This is a genomic window from Kitasatospora sp. NBC_00240, from assembly GCF_026342405.1.
Lineage (GTDB): Bacteria > Actinomycetota > Actinomycetes > Streptomycetales > Streptomycetaceae > Kitasatospora.
Genome location: NZ_JAPEMU010000003.1, coordinates 287,817 through 306,275 on the forward strand (window position 1 = coordinate 287,817; position 18,459 = coordinate 306,275).

Annotated in this window: 15 protein-coding genes and 1 pseudogene; 11 read left to right on the top strand and 5 right to left on the bottom strand. The window is 67.9% G+C overall.

Annotation, left to right across the window (positions count from 1 at the left end):
* Positions 1–773: 773 nt before the first annotated feature.
* Both OG689_RS42905 and OG689_RS42910 read left to right on the top strand, forming a co-directional pair.
* Positions 774–1,436: pseudogene (locus OG689_RS42905) on the top strand (transposase family protein); the annotation flags it as partial.
* A 204-nt stretch (positions 1,437–1,640) separates the two neighbouring features.
* Positions 1,641–2,882, top strand: coding sequence for an IS256 family transposase (locus OG689_RS42910; protein ID WP_266328861.1), 1,242 nt, complete (start codon positions 1,641–1,643; stop codon positions 2,880–2,882).
* An 81-nt stretch (positions 2,883–2,963) separates the two neighbouring features.
* Here the strand turns inward: OG689_RS42910 and OG689_RS42915 are convergent, their stop codons facing one another.
* From OG689_RS42915 to OG689_RS42930, 4 genes are all read right to left on the bottom strand, one after another.
* Positions 2,964–3,143, bottom strand: a complete 180-nt coding sequence (locus tag OG689_RS42915) for a hypothetical protein (RefSeq protein WP_266328863.1) — start codon at positions 3,141–3,143, stop codon at positions 2,964–2,966.
* 242 nt (positions 3,144–3,385) lie between these two features.
* Positions 3,386–4,771, bottom strand: a complete 1,386-nt coding sequence (locus tag OG689_RS42920) for an IS1380 family transposase (RefSeq protein WP_266328790.1) — start codon at positions 4,769–4,771, stop codon at positions 3,386–3,388.
* A gap of 585 nt (positions 4,772–5,356) precedes the next feature.
* Positions 5,357–6,430: a tyrosinase family protein gene (locus tag OG689_RS42925; protein WP_266328865.1), complete on the bottom strand. Its 1,074-nt coding sequence runs from the start codon at positions 6,428–6,430 to the stop codon at positions 5,357–5,359.
* Between the two features lie 155 nt (positions 6,431–6,585).
* Complete coding sequence (locus tag OG689_RS42930; protein WP_266328867.1) at positions 6,586–6,756, bottom strand: hypothetical protein; 171 nt, start codon at positions 6,754–6,756, stop codon at positions 6,586–6,588.
* Positions 6,757–7,058: 302 nt separating this feature from the next.
* Between OG689_RS42930 and OG689_RS42935 the strand changes: the two genes are divergently transcribed.
* Positions 7,059–8,249, top strand: a complete 1,191-nt coding sequence (locus OG689_RS42935; RefSeq protein WP_266328846.1) for an ISAs1 family transposase — start codon at positions 7,059–7,061, stop codon at positions 8,247–8,249.
* Positions 8,250–8,263: 14 nt separating this feature from the next.
* On the opposite strand, the gene OG689_RS42940 is transcribed toward OG689_RS42935, so the two are convergent.
* Positions 8,264–8,866 (bottom strand): transposase, encoded by a 603-nt coding sequence (locus OG689_RS42940; RefSeq protein WP_266328869.1) that lies wholly within the window; start codon positions 8,864–8,866, stop codon positions 8,264–8,266.
* A gap of 82 nt (positions 8,867–8,948) precedes the next feature.
* Here OG689_RS42940 and OG689_RS42945 point away from each other — a divergent pair, with 82 nt between their 5' ends.
* The 8 genes from OG689_RS42945 to OG689_RS42980 all read left to right on the top strand — a co-directional run bounded on the left by OG689_RS42945 (position 8,949) and on the right by OG689_RS42980 (position 18,386).
* Positions 8,949–9,863, top strand: coding sequence for a hypothetical protein (locus OG689_RS42945; RefSeq protein ID WP_266328871.1), 915 nt, complete (start codon positions 8,949–8,951; stop codon positions 9,861–9,863).
* An 824-nt stretch (positions 9,864–10,687) separates the two neighbouring features.
* Entirely contained in the window at positions 10,688–11,899 is a 1,212-nt protein-coding gene (locus OG689_RS42950) for a tyrosine-type recombinase/integrase (protein ID WP_266328873.1), read from the top strand.
* A complete protein-coding gene (locus OG689_RS42955) occupies positions 11,896–12,822 on the top strand; it encodes a tyrosine-type recombinase/integrase (RefSeq protein WP_266328875.1) in 927 nt (308 codons plus the stop codon). The genes OG689_RS42950 and OG689_RS42955 overlap by 4 nt, the downstream gene beginning before the upstream one ends.
* A complete protein-coding gene (locus OG689_RS42960; protein ID WP_266328877.1) occupies positions 12,819–13,799 on the top strand; it encodes a tyrosine-type recombinase/integrase in 981 nt (326 codons plus the stop codon). Before OG689_RS42955 ends, OG689_RS42960 begins: the two co-directional genes overlap by 4 nt.
* 65 nt (positions 13,800–13,864) lie before the next feature.
* Entirely contained in the window at positions 13,865–14,968 is a 1,104-nt protein-coding gene (locus OG689_RS42965; protein WP_266328879.1) for a tyrosine-type recombinase/integrase, read from the top strand.
* Positions 14,969–14,984: 16 nt separating this feature from the next.
* Positions 14,985–15,335 carry a helix-turn-helix transcriptional regulator gene (locus tag OG689_RS42970; RefSeq protein WP_266328881.1) on the top strand — a complete coding sequence of 117 codons (351 nt, stop codon included), beginning with the start codon at positions 14,985–14,987 and terminating at the stop codon, positions 15,333–15,335.
* Positions 15,332–17,749, top strand: a complete 2,418-nt coding sequence (locus OG689_RS42975; RefSeq protein ID WP_266328883.1) for a site-specific integrase — start codon at positions 15,332–15,334, stop codon at positions 17,747–17,749. Before OG689_RS42970 ends, OG689_RS42975 begins: the two co-directional genes overlap by 4 nt.
* A gap of 115 nt (positions 17,750–17,864) precedes the next feature.
* Positions 17,865–18,386: a hypothetical protein gene (locus OG689_RS42980; protein ID WP_266328885.1), complete on the top strand. Its 522-nt coding sequence runs from the start codon at positions 17,865–17,867 to the stop codon at positions 18,384–18,386.
* Positions 18,387–18,459 lie beyond the last annotated feature (73 nt).

Consider the following 18,459-nt stretch of genomic DNA (forward strand, 5'->3'; position numbering starts at 1 on the left):
AAAGCCCCAAGATCCCCATATGTTCCATCATTGCAAACCAGATTGAAGTCGGCACGGAAGTAAGTGTTCATATTATTGGTATATGAAATGTTATATCCGTTACTATATTCCTGGAGGCAAAGACCCGGGGATGTAAAGCCCGTTCCGCATACTTTTTGACCTACCGCCGCCGAAGCGGCAGGGGCCGTTGCAAAGCTAGCCGCCGCAATTACTAGCGAGCTAAGAGTGACGCCTACCATTCTCTTCGTGGAGGACATCTCAATATCCCTTCCGTCAAGGATTCCCATGAGTACGGAGTGGCGCAAGTGAAATGCGGTGGAGATAGGGATAGCACCCTTGTCTCGGTGCGTCAATATCAGATCCATGTCCAACTGAAAAGTTGGGCCTATGGGCCCAGTGGCCTTTCTTTGCTTGGCAACAAGTGATGGCGGTAAGAAGCCGTCGTCTTTCCGAGAGTGCCGGGTGCGTTTCCGCTGGTCAGGCGCGTAGGGGTCGTGTTTCGGCGGCAGGGACGGGGTGTCGTGTCGTCTCTTCGGTGGAGGTACCGGGATGCCGTCGGTGATCGGGTTGCTGGAGGAACGTGAACGCGCCGCTCGGCGGCGGGCGGAGACTCTTCAGGTCGAGCTTCGGGAGGCGGAGGCCGTGTGGGAGCCTTTTCAGAGTGGCTACCGATCGGGTGACGGCCGGGCAGTTGTGGACCGGGGAAGAACGGACAGGGCTCCCATGCAGTTGAGTGAGACATCCGATCTCAACTCTTCTGCCGGGAAGCCCTGGTGGTCACCTATCCTGCCGAACTGGACCTGCCACACGCGCTCGTTGAGTGGGTCACCATGCTCATCGTCACCCAGGAGGGTGACCGCCAGTGCAAGCTCCGCCCCTCCCAGCGGGCGCTGGTCGCAGTGGTGTACCTGCGCAAGCACGACACTCTCGCCCAGATCGCCGCCGGCTTCCGGATCAGCGTCGGGACCGCCCACGCATACGTCCACCAGGTCACCGACCTCCTCGCCCGCCGCGCGCGCGGGCTGACGAGGGCCCTGCGCGAGGCGGATCCCGAGTACGTGCTGGTCGACGGCACCCTGGCCGAGTGCAACCGCGTCGGCGTCGGCCGTGCCGACTACTCAGGAAAGCACCGCCGCCACGGCGTGAACCTGCAGGTCATCACCGATCCCTGGGGCAAGCTGGTATGGATCTCACCGGCCCTGCCCGGCCGCACCCACGACCTGACCGCGGCCCGCACCCACCGCATCGTGAAGACCTGCGTCCGGCTCCGCGTCCCCGCCCTGGCCGACATGGCCTGCACCGGCGCGGGCGGCACGTTCGCCGTCCCCACCGGACGCCCGCCCGGCGGCGAGCTCACCGCCGGGCAGAAATCGCTCAACCGGGCCCACGCCCGACTGCGGCATCCCGTCGAACGCAGCGTCGCCACCGTCAAGCGATGACGCATCTTCCAGCGCGCCCGCTGCAGCCCAACAGGCTGACCTCGATGGCGTCCCGCTGTGTGGTGTAGCCGATCATCGATGAGGTGTGCGCGGGCTCGCTCCCGGGGCGCACACCCACGAGGGCCTCACACCCCCTGAACATAGGTCAGCCACCGTGCAACTCTCCCAAGTGAACGGCCAGTTCAACGAAGGAGACGCACGGTGGCCCTGTCCCAGTCTGACCTACTACGCCTGTTGGAGTCACTACGTTCGGCAGACGGGCTCGAACTCGTCCGCGGGGTGGCCGAGCGGATGCTCCAGGAGCTGATCGAGGCCGAGGCCACCGCGAGGATCGGCGCCCAGTGGAACGAGCACACCGACACCCGCACCGCGTTTCGCAACGGGCACCGCGACAAGACAGTGACCACCGCGGCCGGCGACCTGGATCTGGCGATTCCCAAGCTGCGGGCGGGCAGCTTCTTCCCCGCGCTGCTGGAGCGGCGCCGCCGCATCGACCAGGCACTCTACGCGGTCATCATGGAGGCCTACGTCCACGGCGTGTCCACCCGCTCCGTCGACGACCTGGTCAAGGCCCTGGGCGCTGACACCGGCATCTCCAAGAGCGAGGTCTCCAGGATCTGCGCCGACCTGGACGGTCAGCTGACCGCCTTCCGCAGCCGACCCCTGGACCACGTCCGCTTCCCCTACGTCTACCTGGACGCGACCTACTGCAAGGCCAGGGTCGAGCACCAGATCGTCTCCCGGGCCGTGGTCGTGGCCACCGGAATCACCGAAGACGGCGGCCGCGAGGTGCTGGGAGTGATGGTCGGCGACAGCGAGACCGAGGCGTTCTGGACGGAGTTCCTCCGCTCCCTGCGTCAACGCGGCCTCGTCGGGGTCCGACTCGTGATCGGCGACCACCACCTGGGGCTGGTCAAGGCCATCCGCAAGGTCATGATCGGCGCCGCCTACCAACGATGCAGGGTCCACTTCCTGCGCAACGTGTTCAGCGCGATCAACAAGGAGGCGGCCGAGATGGTCGCCGCGACGATCCGCACGATCTTCGCCCAGCCCACGGCCGAGGCGGTCCGCACCCAGCTCGACACCGTCGCCGGCATGCTCGGCACGCAGTTCCCGAAGGTCAAGGCGATGCTGCTGGAAGCAAAAGACGACCTGACCGCCTTCGCACCCTTCCCGGAACGACATTGGAAGAAGATCCAGTCCACCAACCCGCTGGAACGGATCAACCGCGAGATCAAACGCCGAACCGACGTCGTCCAGGTCTTCCCGAACGACAACGCGCTCCTGCGACTGGTCACCGCCGTGCTCTTCGAACTCCACGACGAGTGGATCGCCTTCCCCCGCCGCTACCTGCCCGAAGGCAGCATGGACCAGCTCTACCCGGCCAAGCTCCCCGAAAGCGCCCCCGCACTACCCAACACCACCAACACGCCCACCGAATGATCGGCTACACCACCAAGCGGGACACGACCCTGACCTCAGCAACCAAAGCCGCTCACCTTGGAGAGGCAACGCTGAAAAAGCTCAATGCCCGAACACGCCCTTCTTGTACGTGCCGGCCGCGCCCTCCTTCTCGGAAGGGGTCGCCCACCAGCAGCCTTCCGCCAGCGCCCGCACCATCGTCGGGTGATGGCCCACCGCGACGTCGGCCGTATCGCGTGCCGCCCGCACCAAGGCCGGCGCAAGGCGCAAGTCCCAGGACAACTGACGCCTTCAATTCCCGGCCCCGGACCACGCCAGCGGCCGGGGCCGCGGCGTGGCCGGGCAGCGCAGGGCAGTCTCCCTGGAGCCGTCTCAGCCCGGATCCACCGGGCTGATTTCGGGTGATGGTTTCGGTGCTTCTGTCGGGGTGACCGGCTGGAGGGCGTGGGGTGTCCGCTGGTCTGCCCAGCTCTTCCACGTTTGCTCCGGTTGGGCCCTGGCGGGCGGGGTGGTCGGGTCTGCGATCAGCCCGGTGGTGCGTGGGCGGTGTCGAACAGGTCGGTGAAGGCGTGCTGCCAGGGCCATCGGTCGGGCAGGTGGAGTGTTGCCCGACGGGCTGAACGGGCCAGCCGAGCGGGGACGTTGACCAGGTGGGCCCGCAGGGTGGCGGTGGTCGCCCGGGCGTGGAAGGAGCCGGCGAGGCTGCCGGCGGCCCGCAGCAGGTTGTGGGCGATCGCCCACAGGGTCAGCCAGGCGGCGTTGGCCTGGAAGTTGCCGGAGGGCAGGTGGGCCAGGGCCGATCCCTTGCCGTCCGCGATGACCTGCTCGATCACGGCGTGCTGGCGGTGCTGCAGCTCGGCCTGGAGCATCTCGAACGGGTTGTCGGTGAACACCGGGTGGTAGCGCCAGGCCGCGAAAAGCTCGCCCTGCCCGGCTGTGACCTCGGTGTTCAGGCGGCGGACGCGGCGCACGACCAGGCGCGCGGTGACGTGCTCGGCCTTCTTGCGGCCGGTGAACGCGGTGTAGGTGGTCTCGGCGACCTCGGCGTCGGAGACCAGCTCGCCGGTGTCGGGGTCCACGAACGCGTCCGGGTAGCGGATCGCCGTCCACGCGGCCTCGTCGATGGCGCTGATCGCGGCGGCGACGTGCGGGTTCATCCGCACGGTCACGGAGAATCGGGCGTTCGCCCGGCGGCAGGCGGCCACGACGTCGGCGTTGTAGAACTGGCTGTCCGCGCGGACGATCACCGTGCCGCTCGCGCCGGCCTGCCGGGTGGCCGCGAGGGCCTCGGCGGTGAAGGGCCCGGCTCCGCGGGCGTCGGCCGCTTTGCCCCGCCGCAGCCGGACCGCCGCGATCACCGGGCGGGCCGACGGGGTGGAGAGGGTGGCGAGGATCGGGTGCAGGGTGCGTACGCCCTTGAACCGGCCGACCTCGGCGCCCTGCTTGGCCCGGCCGTAGACGCGTCGGTGGGTGGGGTCGATGTCCACGAACGCCACCCGGTCGACGTCGGGCAGCAGGGGGGTGGTCCGGGCCAGGCGGGCGAGGAAGTCCCGGTGCACCGAATGGAGTTGGCGGTTGTGCCCGTGGGTGAAGGCGTGCAGGAAGGTGCCCAGGGTGGACGGCGCTCGCACCCCGCCGAACAGTCGGCCCACCGCGCCGTGCCGGAGCCGGTCGGTGTCGTCGATCGAGTCGGCCCCGGCGCACATCGCCGCGACCAGCGTCATCACCTTCGCACCCGGATGGGCACCGGCACCGCTGCCGGTGCCTTCGATGCGCAACCTGTCGCCGACCAGGGCGGGCAGGCCGGCGCGCTCGGCCAGGCGGACCAGTGGGACCAGCCCCGCGTCCGCGATCAGATTCGACTCGTCGAACACGACGGAGACGGCCGGGACAGCGTGAGATGATTGCACTTACGAGATGCCTTGCTGATTGTGCGTGGTGGAGCCTAGAGAACTCCCATCATCGCAGGTCGCAAGGCATCTCTTCGTTCTGCGGAACCTCCCCGACAGCGATCGCCCGGTGGATTCGGGCTCAGACCTGGGGGCGCCGAGCAATCGCGTACACCCGGCGCCGAGGCCGTACGGGGCAGCCGAAGAAGCCGTTCACGGCTGTAAGTGAGGGCGTTCGGTCCGGGTGGCAAGGGGCCGGTGCGGTCCTACAGCATGGCAACGGCACGCGCCGGCCAGGCGGTCCGTGTTGTCACCGATCAGGCCGACCGCCGGAGCGGGCGGCCGAGGCGGCCGTGCTCCCCCGATTCAGATTCGGCAATCGACTGGTCCTTTGAACGAGGCCACGGTGGGCTCGTACCGGGCAATCCGGTCGATGGCGAACGGGAGCCGTTCATGAGCAACGAGAATAAGCGGCTGATGGTCTCGTAACATCGCGTTCCCTCTGGGCGTCGCACTCGGCGTCGGTGTGGCGCTGGCGGTCCCTTGCCAGGAGGGAGAATTCGTGACTCGTTTATTGAACCGACGGATCGTCACGAAAGATCGAGGTTAGTGAGTGTGCCCGGACGCGACTGGACTTTCCGCCGACTTGGAGGGCTTCTGCTTGCACTCCTTGAGGCTGGTGTCGTAGCGGTAACCGAGTGTTCGGACGGCCTCGAGCATGCTCGGCGAGGCCTTGATTCCGGCCCTATCGAAGGGCTGCAGGATGTCGCCCGCCGAATTCATCGGGTACCCTGAAGCCGGTTCATAAGTGCTCCCGCAGTGGGTGCTCTGCCACCGATCCCACAGCCGGTCGACGTTGGCGTGGTTGAGGAAGAAGACCGGGTCGTTGGGCGAGACGGATATCTGCATCATGGTTCCCTTGAGCAGCTGCCCATCTGCGGTGAACCCGAGGAGACCCCCAGCCCAGGTATGCGCAGAGTTGTGCATCTTCGGAGGCACACTCAGATCGAACTCCTGCTCCATCACGCCGTCCGCCGAGCAGCTCGTCTTGGTTACTCCGCCCGGAGTGAAACCTTCAAGGGCGTTGCGGAAGCTCACACTTGTATCGCTGTCAGTGTTGTAGGGTGCGGCGTCGTAGCGTGGAGCTGCCAGGGCTGCGTTCACGTCGGCCGCTGTCGGCAAGTTCGTGAAAGGAGCCGCTCCGATGTTACGCGTGATGTATTCGGTAGCCGACTCCGTTTCCTGGCCCATCGGATTGATGTTCAATTTCCACTGGCCCTGCCGGAAGGGTCCGGTGGTGACCGCGAAGCCCTTACTCGGGTCACCGTTCCCGCCCATCAGATCGGGTGAGAATACGGCGGCCGTGCTGGCAGGATCGGTCCAGTCCCAGTAAGGCACGGAGATGGACTTGCCGCTGACCTGGTCCAGGGCGCGCTCGAAGAGCCTTAGGTAGAGCCGGTGCCACGGAAGGAAGTCGGGCCCGGCGTGACCCATCATCATGGGCATTGCCATCATGGGGTCGCTGGGATCGCAGGTCATGAGCGATTTGTGCCACGCTACGAACTGATCGTAGTAGCTCAGATTTGATTCGTAGGGGGATGCAGTTGCCTTCAATTTCAACAGCGCATCGACGAAATCCTTCTTTTCCTTGGCCGACAGGTCCTTTGCGTTCTTGCGCACAAGAACGCCCTTCCCGGACAGGTCGAACGACGACGAGCCATCGCTCGACCACGCGGTTCCGGACGCGGGCAACGCGGAGCCAGCGATCAGCGCAACCGAAGCGGCCAAGAGCAGCAGACGTCGGCGCGGGCGTGTGATTTTAGGACACGCACGTCTCAGTGACATTGATGGCTCCGTTTCATGTGTATTTCCACGGCATGCTCCAGTTCCTCGAATGCAATCAGCGTGAGGTTCCCTGAGATGCGGCGGGAGGTGACAGCGGGCAGACGACCGGCTTGCAGCGGCTGCGTGGTGATATTGAGCGCCCCGCAGAAGAAGAACGTCAAGAGTCAGGGGCGCACGGTGAATTAGTTGGGCCCCTGGACCCAATGCGATCGTAGTTGGGCCCAGTGATGGCGGGCCTGTAAAGCTGGCGTAACTGGGTAAGCGCTCGTTGAGGGTAAGCTGGATCGTCGGCTCGGCGGGACCGGTCGGGATCATGCGGTGGCGGGCATCCAGGCAAGGCCTCGGCGTAGTCGTATAACGTCCGGCTTGTGAGGATCTGTCGGGTGGGCGGTCCCGGGAACGAGACAGGCACGGCTTCCAAGATCATGGAGTTCTCGACGCCCCGTGATCCAAGTGGAAGACCGTGCCTGCCGACGCATCATTGCCGATCCCGCCTGCCCTTGACCAGCTCCGAGAGCGCCCCGAGGTCGTACCCGAGGAGATCCCGGGGCTGCTGGAACGGCTGGCCGAGGTGCCGGACCCCCGTGACCCACGCGGAGTGCGCCACGCCCTGGCCGTTGTACTCACGCTGACTGCGTGCGCCGTGCTGACCGGGGCCACTTCGCTCTTGGCCGTCGGCGAGTGGATCGCCGACGCCCCGGCTCAGGTTCTGGAGCACCTCGGCATCCGTATCGATCCGCTGCTGCCCACGCGGCTGGTGCCCGCCGAGTCGACGGTCCGCCGGCTCCTGACCCGCATCGACGGCGACGCGCTGGACCAGGCGGTCGGCCGCTGGCTCGCCGACCGCCGCCCGCAACCGAGCGGTGCCGCTGACCTGCGCGGAGTGTCGGTGGACGGCAAGAGCCTGCGCGGCGCCGCCAAGGCGAAGGGCCGCAGGATCCACCTCCTGGCAGCCATGGAGCACACCACCGGCCTGGTGCTGGCCCAGCTGGACGTCGGCGAGAAGACCAACGAGATCACCTGCTTCCAACCCCTGCTCGACACCGTCGCAGGCCTCGCCGGGACGGTCGTCACCAGCGACGCGATGCACACCCAGCGCGAGCACGCCGAGTACCTCCTCGGCCGGGAGGCGCACTACATCGTGATCGTCAAGGGCAACCAGAAGAAGCTCCGCAAGCAGCTCAAGTCCCTTCCCTGGAAGGACATCCCACTCCAGGGCCGCACCAAGGACACCGGTCACGGACGCGTCGAGATCCGCCGCACCAAGGTCGCCACCGTGAACAATCTGCTCTTCCCCGGCGCCCGCCAGACCATCCAGATCAAGCGCCGCCGCACCGACCGCAAGACCAGCAAGACCACCATCAAGACCGTCTACGCCGTCACCAGCCTGACCGCCGACCAGGCCACCCCCGCCCAGCTCGCGAAGCTGATCCGCGACCACTGGCACATCGAGGCCCTGCACCACGTCAGGGACACCACGTTCGCCGAGGACGCCTCCCAGCTCCGCGCCGGCAACGCACCGCGCGCGATGGCGACCTGGCGAAACCTCGCCATCGGCGCCCTGAAGCTCGCCGGAGTCACCAACATCGCCGCCGCCCTCCGCCGTAACGCCCGAGACGTCACCCGGCCGCTCGCCCTCCTCGGCCTCACGTGATCACAAACCGGACATCACGCGACTACGCCGAAGCCTTGGGCATCCAGGGGCTGCCGCGCATGACTTGGACGAGGACGTCGAGCATGGGTTGGTCGTAGTGGGCGGCGGCGGGGCAGGTGCGGATCGCGGCGAAGTCCTGGGCCCCTTGCACGGTGCGCAGGCATCCGAAGACTTTGATCAGCTTGGCCATTCTGCTCGGCCGCGTTGTTGTCGAACGGCAGGGTCAGATCATGCACCCAGCGCAGGTAGTCCTCCCGGCGGTCGCGCAGGCGCTTGGACAGGGCGTGGTGCTTGGCCTCGGTCTTCGATGCGCGGGCGGCGGTCGCCTTGACGCCATCGGCAACCGCTCGCCGCAGTCCGTGCAGCTCACGGGCCTTGACCTGCTCCTCGATACGGCCGGCTCCCGCCTCGCGGGCGGCCTCGGCGGCCTTCATCGGCTCCGGAAGCGCGTCGATGGCCCGGTAGGCCGCGCAGCGCGCCGCCTCGCCGCCGCGTTCGGTCGCCGCGACCAGCTCCCGCAGGACGTGAGCGGAAAGCAGGGCGTGCACAGCCTCGGTGTAGGTGTCGTACGGAGCCCAGGCGTCATGCATCGCGATCCCGGTGAAGCCGGGCAGCACCCCGGCCGCGTCGATGCCCCGCCCCGTGCCTGCGGTGGACGCTCAGATGCACGAACAGGCCCGTGGAGGCGGAGTGCAGCCAGTGCAGAACGTCGGCGGTGCGGAACCCGCTCTCGTCGAAGACATCAACAGTGCCCCGGCGACCTTAGCGGCGACCACGCGGCCGAAGGCGTCCAGCGTCTTCGCGCAGCGCCGCACCCACGAGGCGACGGTTCCCGCGGCCACTGCACCGAACAGCTTGCCCTGCGCGGTAGTGGTGGTAGGTGAACAGGAACTGCCCGTGCTTCAGATCCACACCTGCGGCAGCCAGACACGACCCATACTGCAAGGGTGCCGCCACCCCCTGCGGCGCCAACGCGCGGGCCGTAGCGCCGCACGTACACTGGCAGGTCACCAGCCGGTGCTCGGTCACCTCCAGGCCGATCCGCTCGGGCAGATCGAAGACCTGACGCCGCTCGACCCTGACCTCCTTCGCGCTGGCCAGGTCCGCCCCACAGCTGGCACACGGCCCCTGCGGACGGTGCTCGATCTCGCGGTCCGGGTCGGCGACCTGCCGCAGCGTGATTCCGGGCTGCCCCTTCGGACGGCCCGGACCGCGCCCGGACTTTCCTCGCAGCGACTTCGGCGCGGGCTTCGCCAGCCCGTCCAGGGACGGCGGCTTCGAGGAGATTTCGAATTCTGCCCCAGCCGGGCCTCAAGATCCGCGTGCCGGGCATTCAGCTGCGCGTTCTGGGACTCCAGCTCAATGATCCGCGCTCGCGCCGCCGCCAGCTCAACACGCAACTCAACTACCAACGGGGCGAGTTCCTCGTACGATGGCGACTGGGCAGAAGCAGACACGGCCCTGACCATGCCGGACACCCTCGACGTGATCAACTGGGCAATCAAAGCACGGGACCCGCTCGCTCGGCCGAGTCGCTGGCGGGGAATCCAGGGAGCTCAGCAGGTGCATGAACGTCGCCTGCTCCTGCGCCTGCAGCTCAAGAGGGACCGGTGAGCAGATTCTTCCCGGCTCGGCCCACCGGGCACGGTCAGAAGCCCAGGCCATGATCATTCCAGGGAGATGCAGTTGTCCGCGGCCACATGGCGGAGCTGGACCCGAGCGGCAGTCAGCCAGTGCGCTGGAGACCAGCCCGGCGTGGCCGCCGATCACGCTGCGGGCCTCATCGAGGCACACCGGGCGCGCCTCGATGGTGAGGCGTCGGCCGGGCAGCTCCACCTTGTAGTGATCAATCTTCAGCTGCCGGATAGAGGTACGACTGCCCGGCAAGGTCGCAGCTCCAGGATGTAGCGGGGCTCGGCGAGACGAGGTTCGAAGCGGTTCCGCCCCCGCAGCGGCGCCTGCCTACCACGCTCCTTAGCCGTAGTGGTGAGTGCCTGGACGGAGACGGGCTGGGCACGGTGCACGATGACGTTGAACGAGCCGCGCGAACGCTCGACGTGTCCGTCGACGAGCACGACAGGCGATTCTGACAGCGTGCGTCGGTGGCACTCCCACACGTTCGGTGCGAACAGCAAGTTGACCATGCCGGTCTCGTCCTCGAGCGCACCAAAGGCGACGCCGCCAGCTGCGGATTCCCGACAAGACCAACAAGATCACCTGCTGCGCCGCGCTGCTGGCACCCTTCGACCCGGCCGGGGTCACCGTCACGGCCGACGCGTTATGCCGACGTCGGCATAACGCGTCTTATGAAGACGTGGGGGTTATGCCGACCTCGCTGTCCAGTGACGTGGCCGACGGCGGTGTCCCGGACAGCGAGGTCGGCATAATCCGAGGCCGAATCAGTGTTGCCCCTCTTCCATCCATGGAGAGGGAAGAACGTGAGAAATCCTGCTTTTGTCCAGGTCACGGGCCCGTTGGCGCCGTTTGCGGAGGGGTTTCGGGTCCGGCTTGAGGTGCTGGGCTACGCCCGGCAGCCGCAGGTCGTGCACCTGGATCTGATGGCTCGGCTCAGCCGCTGGCTGGATGAGCGCGGGTTGGACGGCTCGGCGTTGAGCACGGAGGCTGTGGAGGAGTTCGTCCTTGACCGCCAGGTTGCCGGGCATCGGAGCGCGCGGTCGATCCGTTCGCTGAGGCCGCTGGTGGAGTACCTGCGGGAGATCGGGGCGGCTCCGCTGGCCGTGCGGCAGCCAGTGGCAGGCCCGGTGGAGGTCTTGCTGGCCGACTACGCCGTCCACCTCGCCCGCGAGCGCGGACTGGCAGCGGTGACCATCCAGCGCAGTACCGACCTGGTCCGCCCGTTCCTGGCCGCCCGGGTCTGTGCCGCCGGTCTCGACCTGAAGACGCTGAGTGCCGCTGACGTCATCGCGTTCATGCTCGCTCGGAGCGGGAGTGCCTCGCCCGCGACGGTGCAGCGCACGGGCACGGCCCTGCGCGCGCTGCTGCGGTTCCTGCATCTGCAAGGACTGATCGACAACTCGCTGGTGGGCGCGGTGCCCACCGCCGCCAACTGGAAGCTGGCCGCCCTGCCGAAGTACCTGACGCGGGAACAGGTCGCCACGCTGTTGCACTCCTGCGACCGGGGCACCGCTGTCGGGCGGCGCGATCTGGCGATCCTGACGCTGCTGGCCCGGCTGGGGCTGCGGGCCGGAGAGGTGGCCGCGCTGCGACTGGAGGACATCGACTGGCAGCGCGGCGAGATCACCGTGCGTGGCAAGGGCAACCGGCACGAACGCCTCCCGCTACCGACCGATGTCGGAGAGGCCGTCGTGGCCTACCTGAGCGGGTCCCGTCCAGCGGCGGCCACGGGCCGGGAGGTGTTCGTCGGCACGCGGGCCCCGCATCGGGCCCTGACACGCGGTGCGGTCACGCAGTTGGTGGCCAGAGCGTCGCACCGGTGCGGCCTGGGGACGATCTACGCGCACCGGCTGCGGCACACGGCGGCCACCGCCATGCTCCACGCGGGCGCGTCATTGGAGGAGATCGGCCAGGTTCTGCGGCACCGGCACGCACTGACCACAGCGGGATACGCGAAAGTGGACCATGAAGGGCTTCGCGCGCTGGCCCGGCCCTGGCCGGGGGAAGCAGCATGAGCCCGCTGCACCGGCAACTGGAGGAGTACCTGGCCATCCGCCGGGCCATGGGGTTCAAGATGGAGCGCCACGAAAAGCTCCTCGGGCAGTTCGCGGACTACCTGGCAGCGCACGCTGTCCAGGCGCTCACCACCGAGCACGCCCTGGCCTGGGCGACCTCCCCGCACCAGGGCGATCCGCGCTGGTGGGCGGCGCGGCTGTCCATGGTCCGCGGCTTCGCCGTCCATCTGCACGCACTCGACCCCGCCCACCAAGTGCCGCCCCGCGGACTGATCCCGCACGGCCCGAGACGCACCGTCCCGCACCTCTATACCGATCGCGAGATCGCCGCCCTGGTCCGGGCCGCCGGTGCACTGTCCTTCCCGCTGCGGGCCGCGACCTACCAGACGTTGGTCCGCCTGCTCGCCGCCACCGGCATGCGGGTCGGCGAGGCGATCCGGCTGGACCGTGCGGACTGGGACGCCGACCTCGAAGTCCTGACGGTGCGCGACACCAAGTTCGGCAAGTCCCGCCAGCTGCCGCTGCACCCGACGAGCACCACAGGCCTCCAGGACTACCTGCGCCTGCGCGACCGTCTGTCGCCCTCCCCGAGCTCCAGTGCGCTCCTGCTGTCCACCCGGGGCCATCGCCTGCGCTACGAACGGGTCTGGGACACCTTCCACCGACTGGTCGGCCAGGCCGAACTGACGCCGACCGCGCCGGCGAGCCCACCGAGGATCCACGATCTGCGGCACTCCTTCGCCGTCGCCACGCTCCTGGACTGGTACCGCAACGGCGCCGACGTGCAGGCCATGCTGCCGCGCCTGTCGACCTACCTCGGCCACGCCGACCCCAAGCACACCTACTGGTACCTGTCCGCCGCCCCGGAACTGCTCGCGCTCGCGGCCGATCGCCTCGACGCCCACCAGAAAGACCCCCGTTGAATACCCTCGCCCCTACTCTGCAGGCGTTCTTCACCGACCGACTGGCCCGGCAGCGCCAGGCCAGCCCCCACACCATCGCCGCCTACCGCGACGCACTCAAGCTCCTGCTGGCCTTCGCCGCCCAGCGCACCGGCAAGCAGCCCTCCGACTTGGCGATCCCCGATCTGGACGCGCCCTTGGTCGGCGCGTTCCTGGACCACTTGGAACGAGAGCGCGGCAACAGTGTCCGCACCCGAAACGCCCGACTGGCCGCCGTGCACGCGCTATTCCGCTTCGCTGCCCTGCGACACCCCGAGCATGCGGACGTCATCCAACGGGTCCTGGCCATGCCGCCCAAACGCTTCGACCGCAGGCTCGTCACCTACCTGACCGAACCCGAGACCACCGCGCTCCTCGCCGCCCCGGACACCGCCACCTGGACCGGGAGGCGCGATCATGCGCTGCTGACCCTGGCCGTCCAGACCGGCCTGCGGGTCTCCGAGCTCGCCGCGTTGACCTGCACAGACATCCGTCTGGGCACCGGAGCGCACGTCAACTGCTTGGGCAAGGGCCGCAAGCAGCGGATCACCCCGCTGACCTCCACCACCGTCGCAGTGGTCAGTGCGTGGCTGACCGAACACCGCGGATTGCCCACCGATCCGCTCTTCCCGACCCGACTCGGCACCTCGATGAGCCGACACCGGGACGCCATCGAACGGCGACTGGCCAAGCACGCCGCGACCGCCGCCCAAGGCGAACCCACCCTGGCCGAGAAGAAGATCTCACCGCACGTCCTGCGCCACACTGCCGCGATGCGCCTGCTCGCGGCCGGCGTCGACAGCACCGTCATCGCCCTCTGGCTGGGCCACGAAAACGTCGCCACCACCCAGATCTACATCAACCCTCGGGAGTTGCATCAGACGGGCGAGAAACTGCAGGTCGCCAGGTCATGGCAAGAGCCTGAAGGACTCCAGCGCCACTACGAGCTAACGTCCTGAGCAGGCATGTTGCCGAGATGATCCCTTCTGATGCATGATCTGCCCTCCAGAAGGGATGGTCTGGAGTGGTGCATCAGCGCACGGCGGCCCTGGCCGGGTCGGCTCATCTGGAGCTCGTCTCCGGGGTGGTTCAGCTGCGTCCGGAGGACGCGATGTTCGACGCGATGCTGCGGGGCTGGCGTGCTCAGCAGAAGTCGCGGGGACTGAGGGACGAGACGGTCGACGACCGGGAACGGCTCATACGACGGTTCCTGGAGTTCGCGAACGAGTACCCATGGCAGTGGACGCCGGCCCACGTGGACGAGTGGTCGCTCTCTTTGACGAGCGAGAAGCACCTGGCGCCGTCCACAATCCGCAGCTACCAGGGCGATGTCCGCCTGTTCAGCGAGTTCCTCATCGACGGCCGCTACGGCTGGGGGCCGGCCTGCGAGGAAGCCTTCGGCACGTTCCCGGTGGCGGTCTGCCACGAGTGGAACACCATCGCCCACCTCAACGACTACGAGGGCGACCCGGAGGCGAAACCGTTCACCCGGGAACAGCTGCAGCTCTTTCTCGACTACGCCGACGACCAGGTCGAACGTGCGGTGCGGGCCAAGCGCAAGGGCGCCTTGGCGGCCTACCGCGACGCCACGCTGTTCAAGGTCATCTACGGATGGGGCCTGCGGCGGACCGAGACCTCCAAACTCGACCTGGTCGACTTCGGACGCAACCCGCAGGCCCGCCAGTTCGGCCGGTACGGCACGCTCAACGTCCGCTACGGCAAGGCGAAGAAGGGCCAGCCACCACGCCGGAGGAACGTGCTGTCGGTCATGGACTGGGCCGTCGACGCGGTTGCGGACTACGTCGAGAACGTCCGCCCGCGTTTCGGGTTCCCCGACCAACCGGCTCTGTGGATCACCGAGCGGGGAGGGCGCCTTCAGCCCGGCTCGATCAACGACCGGTTCGAGTCATACCGGGACGCCCTCGGCCTGCCGAAGGAACTGGTCCCGCACTCGCTGCGGCACTCGTACGTCACGCACCTGACCGAGGACGGGGTGGACCGGCGCTTCATCCAGCAGCAGGTCGGCCACGAGTGCGACAGCTCCCTGGCCATCTACACGCACGTCAGCGACGACTTCATGAACACTTCCCTGCACAAGGCACTGGCTCCGGCGTTCGCCGGGGCCTGACAGGAGGGATTCGGCGATGGCCGCCAAGCTCGACTACCAGTGGCACCTGCGCAAGGTCATGGCGGACCGCGGGATGTTCTCCACCACCGACCTCCTCCCGCCTCTCGCCGAACGCGGAGTCACCCTGTCGTCGAGCCAGGTCTACCGACTCGTCGTCGAGCGACCGGAGCGGCTGAGCCTGAAGATCCTCATGGCCCTCCTCGACATCCTGGACTGCACGATGGACGACCTCATCGAGCCCATCACCGTGGCCGGGGCCGTGAAGAAGCCGAAGAAGGCCGCCGCCAGCGGCGGCGGGGAACCCACAGAAGGGCTCGGCGGACTACGGCCGAAGCGGGCCAGGATCAGGGGTGTTGACCGGCCGTGACCACCGCTGACCATCACGGCCGCGCCGTCACCGACCCGATCGGCCTGATGACCGATCTGATCACCGACGTCGAGAAGGAACTCGAACCCGCCGCCATCCAGACCGTGATCACCGCGGTCGCGGGCGGCCGGGCGAAGTCGCGCCGCCTCGCCCAGGCCCTGGCGACGCGGCCCGCCGTCCTCACGGACGGCCGGTCCCCGGCACCGCGGGCCATCGGCGACCTGCTCATCGAACTCCGCAAGGCCGGTGCCTCGGCGATCTCGCCACCGGTCTGCGCCGAGTGCGGCAAGAACCTGCGGACCCTCCAGCGCCAGGGCCACGACTGGTACTGCTCGGTCTGCGGCCAGGAGACCGCGGAATGCGCCGCCTGCGGCAACACCCGGCGCCTCGCCTTCCGGGACCGCAAGGGCCTGCCCCGCTGTTCGATGTGTCCCGACGCCGACGACCGTGATCCCGTCGATGTCGTCCACGGGGTGATCGCTGTGATCTCCCCGGGCGCCGACCGTGACGTGATCGCCGAAGCCCTCTACCGGTCAGTACCCAGCCGCCCCGCCTATCGGCGGAGGCTGGTCTGGGCTCTGGAGGACAACCCCCGGCTACTGACCGGCGAGGGCCATCTCGCGCCGCATCGCGCCATCCTGCGGTTCATCGACCTGCTGCAGGAGGCGGGAGTCGCCGGGATCGTCCGGCCGGCCTGTCCCCGCTGCCATCGGATTGTCCGCATCGACAAGCCGCTTGACGGGCAACGGGTCTGCCGCAACTGCATCGCCAAGTCCCGTGTCGAGGAATGCGCACGCTGCGGTGCCCGGCGCGAACCGGCGACCCGCGACGAGCACGGGCGTCCGCTGTGTCCGAACTGCCTGGTCACCCACCCTGCGAACACCGAGGTCTGCATCAGCTGCGACGAACGACGGCGTGTGCAGACCCGCACCGCCGACGGTCCCCTCTGCCCCAACTGCTGCCCGTTGCCCGTTCTGGCCTGCTCGATCTGCGGCCGCAGCGCGCCCTGCACGCTCTCCAAACTGACCGGCTTGCCCCGGTGCGGCGGCTGCGACAGGCGCCAAGCCCACTGCACCGTCTGCGGACGGCTCCGCGGCATCCACTCCGGCACCGCCGACGCTCCCATCTGCGGCCCCTGCACCACACCGGACGCGGAACTCTGGCGCCCTTGTCCCACCTGCGGCGAGGCCGAGCGGCTACTGGCTCCCGGGCCCTGCCCTCGCTGCACTCTCAAGCAGCGGCTTCACGATCTCCTCGCCGATGACGCGGGCGCCATACCGCCGAAGCTGCAGGCCCTCCACGACGCCCTGACCGGCGCCGAACGTGCCGGCACCGCGATGCGCTGGCTCTCCAAGGGCATCGTCTCCACCGTCCTGTCGGATCTTGCCTCCGGGCGCCGGCCCTTGACCCACGAAGCTCTGGACGAACTCCCGGAAGGCAAGGTCGTCGAGCACATCCGCACCGTGCTCGTGGCGACCGAGGCCCTCCCGCAGCGGGACGAGCAGATGGTCCGCCTCGAACGACACGTGAAGGATCTCGTCACCTCCCACGCGACCGTCGAGGGACGCAAGATCCTGCACCGATATGCGACCTGGCACCTGCTGCGGCGCCTTCGCCGCCGCAGCCGCGGCAAGGAGATCACACATACCCAGCTCACCGTCGTCCGCCAGCATCTGCGGGCAGCCGTCCACCTCCTCAACTGGCTCGACGACCAGGACCTGACTCTCGCCACCTGCCGCCAGGTCGACCTCGAACGCTGGATGACCAGCGACGAGGTCCGCCATCGCCGGGAGGCAGGCAACTTCGTGCGCTGGGCTCTCGCCCAGAGGATCGCCCGCGACCTCAGCTTCCCGGCCGTGCGATGGAACGGCCCCTCCCAGCCGACGGACGACGAGGCCCGTTGGGCCACGGCCCGCCGTCTGCTTCACGACGACACCATCCGGACTGAAGACCGCCTCGCCGGGCTGCTGTTGCTCCTCTATGCCCAGTGGCCCGCAGCGATCTCCCGTCTGACCGTCGACCACATCGAGCAGACCGACGGAGCGATCCGCATCCGACTCGGCGATGTCCCGGTCGAACTGCCGCAGATCGTCGCCGACTTGGCTGTTCGGCAGCTCGCGGTTCGCCGCAGTCACGCCGTCCTCGCGCGCACGGATTCGCCCTGGCTGTTCCCCGGTGGCCAGCCCGGCCGCCCGATCAGCGTGTGGGCCATGGGCGAACGCCTCCGCAAGCTCGGCATCCGACTCGCCGAGACCCGCTCGACAGCCCTGTTCCAGCTCGCCACCGAACTGCCCGCCGCGGTCCTCGCCCGGACCCTCGGCATCGACATCACCGTCGCCGTCAAATGGCAGCGAGCCGCCGCGGGAGACTGGGCCGCCTACGCAGCTGAAGTCAGTCGACGCACGACCTTGTGAGCCGTGCATCCGAGGGAGATCCGGGTGCCGGATACGGGAAACGTCGGGAATAGTCGCTGGTCAAGCCGAGAATCCCTGATGGGATTGAGTAGCCGCGAGACCTACGATGACCACCATGGAACCAGTGCCCGCCCTCGTCCACCTGGACAGCCCCTTCATCAACTTCCGAGACTTCGACTTCGGCAAGGGCTCCCACGGCTACCGCTGGGTCGACGCCACGCGTTTCCAGCTGTCGTCCGAGGCACTGGACAACCGAGATGTGCTGGCCGCCTTGATCGCACACTCGCAGTTTCGGAACACGTACGACGGAGCCGGCGTCCAAGACTGGCCACGGCACGGTCAGTGGTGGCTCGACCGCATCACCCCCGACGCCTACGAGACCATCGACGCCGCGACGGCCGTCGACGTCATCCACTCCTGGGCCAACCAGCATGGAGACGTCCCAGATTCACTCGCATCACGCCTGCGTCAGGAGATCTACGTCCCAATCCGCGAGGCGACCAGCAGATACCTACTGGGACAGCTTCCCAAGGACGCGTTCCACGACTACGGCCCCATCCACATCGACTACCACGAACTCGTCCTCATCGACCGCCCGGCAGCGACGCTCACTCTCCTCGTCGCAGCTGACGACTGACGCTGCCGCGATCAGCGCCACAAGCGCTTGCAGGGGTCATTCGGGCAGTTCCAATACCCGACTCCACCATTAC